Source organism: Candidatus Cloacimonadota bacterium (genome assembly GCA_012516855.1).
Lineage (GTDB): Bacteria > Cloacimonadota > Cloacimonadia > Cloacimonadales > Cloacimonadaceae > Syntrophosphaera.
Genome location: JAAYWB010000093.1, coordinates 1 through 3,714, shown reverse-complemented (window position 1 = coordinate 3,714; position 3,714 = coordinate 1). Strand labels below are relative to the sequence as shown.

6 protein-coding genes are annotated in these 3,714 nt (G+C 46.4%); all 6 read left to right on the top strand.

Annotated features, from left to right (window positions below):
- Window positions 1-62: 62 nt before the first annotated feature.
- The 6 genes from GX466_08435 to GX466_08410 are packed head-to-tail and all read left to right on the top strand — an operon-like array spanning window position 63 to window position 3,554.
- Window positions 63-959 (top strand): hypothetical protein, encoded by an 897-nt coding sequence (locus GX466_08435; GenBank protein ID NLH94221.1) that lies wholly within the window; start codon window positions 63-65, stop codon window positions 957-959.
- Window positions 946-1,572, top strand: a complete 627-nt coding sequence (locus GX466_08430; protein ID NLH94220.1) for a hypothetical protein — start codon at window positions 946-948, stop codon at window positions 1,570-1,572. The genes GX466_08435 and GX466_08430 overlap by 14 nt, the downstream gene beginning before the upstream one ends.
- A 25-nt stretch (window positions 1,573-1,597) precedes the next feature.
- Complete coding sequence (locus GX466_08425) at window positions 1,598-2,416, top strand: MucR family transcriptional regulator (GenBank protein ID NLH94219.1); 819 nt, start codon at window positions 1,598-1,600, stop codon at window positions 2,414-2,416.
- Complete coding sequence (locus tag GX466_08420; protein NLH94218.1) at window positions 2,413-2,859, top strand: hypothetical protein; 447 nt, start codon at window positions 2,413-2,415, stop codon at window positions 2,857-2,859. The genes GX466_08425 and GX466_08420 overlap by 4 nt, the downstream gene beginning before the upstream one ends.
- Before the next feature lie 16 nt (window positions 2,860-2,875).
- Complete coding sequence (locus GX466_08415) at window positions 2,876-3,178, top strand: hypothetical protein (protein NLH94217.1); 303 nt, start codon at window positions 2,876-2,878, stop codon at window positions 3,176-3,178.
- Window position 3,179: 1 nt separating this feature from the next.
- Window positions 3,180-3,554 carry a DNA cytosine methyltransferase gene (locus GX466_08410; protein NLH94216.1) on the top strand — a complete coding sequence of 125 codons (375 nt, stop codon included), beginning with the start codon at window positions 3,180-3,182 and terminating at the stop codon, window positions 3,552-3,554.
- The last annotated feature ends 160 nt before the right edge of the window (window positions 3,555-3,714 follow it).

Here is a 3,714-nt window from a genome sequence, read left to right as displayed (position 1 = left end):
GCAGACCTTTCTTTATTTTTGTGGTGTTTGCTGGAACAAAATTAGAGCATTAGGAGAAGCAAATGGCTAGGGCAAGAAATATAAAGCCCGCTTTTTTCCAAAACCAAGAGCTTGGAGAGTTGCAGCCGATAGATCGTTTGGCTTTCATTGGCATGTGGACTATTGCTGATTTTCGCGGATGCATTGAGTTGAAACTTAAGCGCCTTAAGATACAAATATTACCTTACGATGATTGCAGTATTGAATCAATCGTGAACAATCTAGAGAAAGCCCGATTTATTCGGACTTACTCGGTACAAGGTCAATCATACATAAAAATCATTAATTTTGAGAAGCATCAGAACCCACACAAGAACGAACGTGAAGCTGGTAGCGAAATTCCTGATATTTCAGAAGCTGAAGAAAAATCTAATGAAATCAAAGAGTTGAACAAAGACGGAACAAAGCCCGATTTAATCGGAACTACTCGTGCTGATTCCCTCTCCCTGATTCCTGATTCCCCCATCCTGATTCCTGATTCACTGATTCCCTCAACTTCCGTCGAACCCCTTGCAGGGGACACGCCGAAGCCAAAAAAGCCAGCGGCAAAAAAAGAACCAGCGCCAACAACAGAAACGTGGAACGCATACGCCGCAGCCTACGAACGCCGATACCGTGTGCCACCAGTACGCAACGCAGCAGTCAACGGGCAGTTGTCGCAACTTGTTTACAGGCTTGGAGCCATCGAAGCGCCACAAGTGGCCGCATGGTACGTGAACCATCAAAACCAGTTTTATGTCGGTGGCGGCCACTCGGTAGGGTTGCTTTTGCGAGACTGCGAAAAACTCAGAACGCAATGGGCAACAGGCCGACAAGTCACCGCAACGCAAGCACTGCAAGCCGACAAAACGCAAACGAATTTATCTGCATTTTCAACAATGATCGAAGAAGCAAAGGGGCGCGAACATGCCGTCAGTTGAGTTAATTCAAGCCGTAGCTGTCACGGCAGAGCTATGCGGACGAGTGTTCAGCGAAGGCGCAGCACGAATGTTTGTGAACGATTTGGGAGCATATCCCGAACCAGCTGTACTCAAAGCATTGACACGATGCCGCCGCGAGGTCAAAGGCATGCTGACGATTCAAGACGTTGTATCGCGCATTGACGATGGACGGCTAGGTGTTGAGGAGGCATGGGCAATGATGCCGTTCAGCGAATCGCAAAGCGTGGTTTGGACCGAAGAAATGTCACAGGCTTTTGGTATCGCATTGCCACTGCTTAACGAGGGCGAAAAGGTTGGTGCGCGAATGGCTTTCAAAGAAGCCTACCAGCGGTTGGTTAGCGAAGCGCGTGATGCTGGAAAGCCCGTAGTTTGGACACCTTCACTCGGCCACGACAAGGGTGGACGTGAGCCAATTTTGAGCGAAGCAATTGCCAAAGGCCGATTGACCTATGACCAAGCGCAAGCCATTGGCTACACGTTGCCAGAGCAAAAAGGCAATCAAGTTCTTTTGAGCGACCAGCAAAAAGGAACACTGCAGCTGATGGATAGCATGACCAAAAAATTCACGGTTGATAAGGTTGTTTGGCCATGAAAAACAAAGCATTAGGAGTAGCAGCATGAGCAATTTTTTTATGACAAACGCGCCATTAGCGGAAAAACCAGCAGAAATAAATAATAAAACCGCATTAGTCAATAAGTACGTGCAAGCAAAGAAAAACGCTGCAAGATTGGTTAAAGAAGGATACCCAATAGAAAAGAAATTTGAGTCACTTGAAGAAATAAAGGCGTATTTATCTGGCGACTTAATTACGTGCCTTTTATGCGGAAAAGCATACAAAGGTCTATGTGGGCATTTATCAACAATACATAAAATAAGTGCAGATGATTACAAGGAAAAATATGGACTCCCATTTAGATCAGGGCTACAAATATCGTCATTGACAGATATTTATAGAGCGCGGATGAACACAGATAAGCAGAGGGAGTTCCTTAAAACTATACGAACCCCAGAAAACAAGAGGCTACAAGAAGCATCAATGCATAGGCAAAGAAAAGGCAGCGCTTTTCTGTTGAACTCAAAGCGGAACATTGCCAAAGCACCAACACCTACAAAAACTTACACAAAAGAAGATGCAATAAAAGTTATTAAATTTATAAAAGAAAATGATTGTTCGCTAAACGAGGCGATACGGAAAACAAAGATTATGAAATTAACGTGCTTTAGGGATTTATTAAAACAATTCCCAGAATTGCCATATACAGAAGCAATAAATAGCAGGAGTAGAGGCGTCACGAATCCGATCAAAAAAAATATGAAAGTAATCTCTGAAATTAAAAGGCTTCGTGACCTTGGGCACACATTCAAAGAAGTTGGAAATGCAATTGGTATACATAAGGAGTATGCGGCACGACTTCATAGAGGAGCGAGAGCATGACCCGAGCCGAAGCGCTTTTGAAACTTTTGAAACTCGGTGGGCTTTCCTACCGTGAAATTGTTGGGAACATGGGCGGTAGCGCTTTTGAAGTGCATGAAGCGGTCGCCTACCTGCGGTCAAACAACGTAATCAAGCCTGTCTTCGATAAACGCCATAAATCGCCACCAATTTATGAAATTACACCTGAGTACATCGAAAAAACAGCTATGCAAGAACTGCCAAGCAGCCAAGGAAACGAACTTCCTATGGAACCAGTACGACCAGACTTGCATTTATTGCGGGGCGAGGATCATCCAGAAAATTCAACGCCTACAGATACCCAAGGAGGAGAAATCAAGGCGGTGTACTGCCCAGCTTGTGGATTGGATTCAATACGGGGCAGACGAGGCCACGCTGAGGGCACTTGTAGACACAAAACAGTTTGCGGTTCAACCGTGATTTAACGAAATAGAGATTGAAATGATATTCAAATTTTGCAACAAATGCGGAACTGAAACACCCCATTACAAATACGAAATTCAATGCAGATGCAAGCCTTGCGTTATTGCATCCATCAAAAAAGCAAGAGAAGAACGTATCGCATCTGGGTTAAAGCCAATAACCACAAAAAAAGCGCCTAAACAAAAAGAAGTTGAAAAGGCAAACCCGGCGCAACCACGCACCTACAACCTGATGACAGCGCCAATTTACACGGGTGAAAACTGGCCAAACGCGCGCGGCCAGATGCGGCCCACTACGGCTTATGTTGGGGTGACAGGATGACATGGATATTCAGCCAAACACTTATGCGGGACTTCGAGAGCTCGCACTCTTCGCCGGCGCTGGCGGCGGCATCCAAGCCAGCCGAATGCTCGGATGGCACACCGTCTGCGCAGTCGAATGGGACGACTACGCCAGCAATGCACTTGTCTCACGACAAAACCATGAAAGCGCACTTGAAGCGTTCCCGATTTGGGCAGACGTGCAAACCTTTGACGGACACCCATGGCGAGGCCTTGTTGACGTGGTATCGGGCGGTTTTCCTTGCCAAGACATCAGCGCCGCCGGCATCAAGTGCATTGGCAACGGCCAAGTCCCCCATTGCGCCGCCACCGCCTTTGTGATTTTGGCTGATCGACTGGAGAGCATCAATGGCTGAAATAACAACAACATGGGTTTGCAAATGTGGCGGTGAAATGAAACCAAGTAAAGCTATTGTGTGCAAGCTGACTGGTTACCCTGATTTCCCTAGCGATAAATATGCCTGCACGGTATCACCTGACCCGCGCCAGCCTGAGCTAGTGGATTGTTTGAAGTGC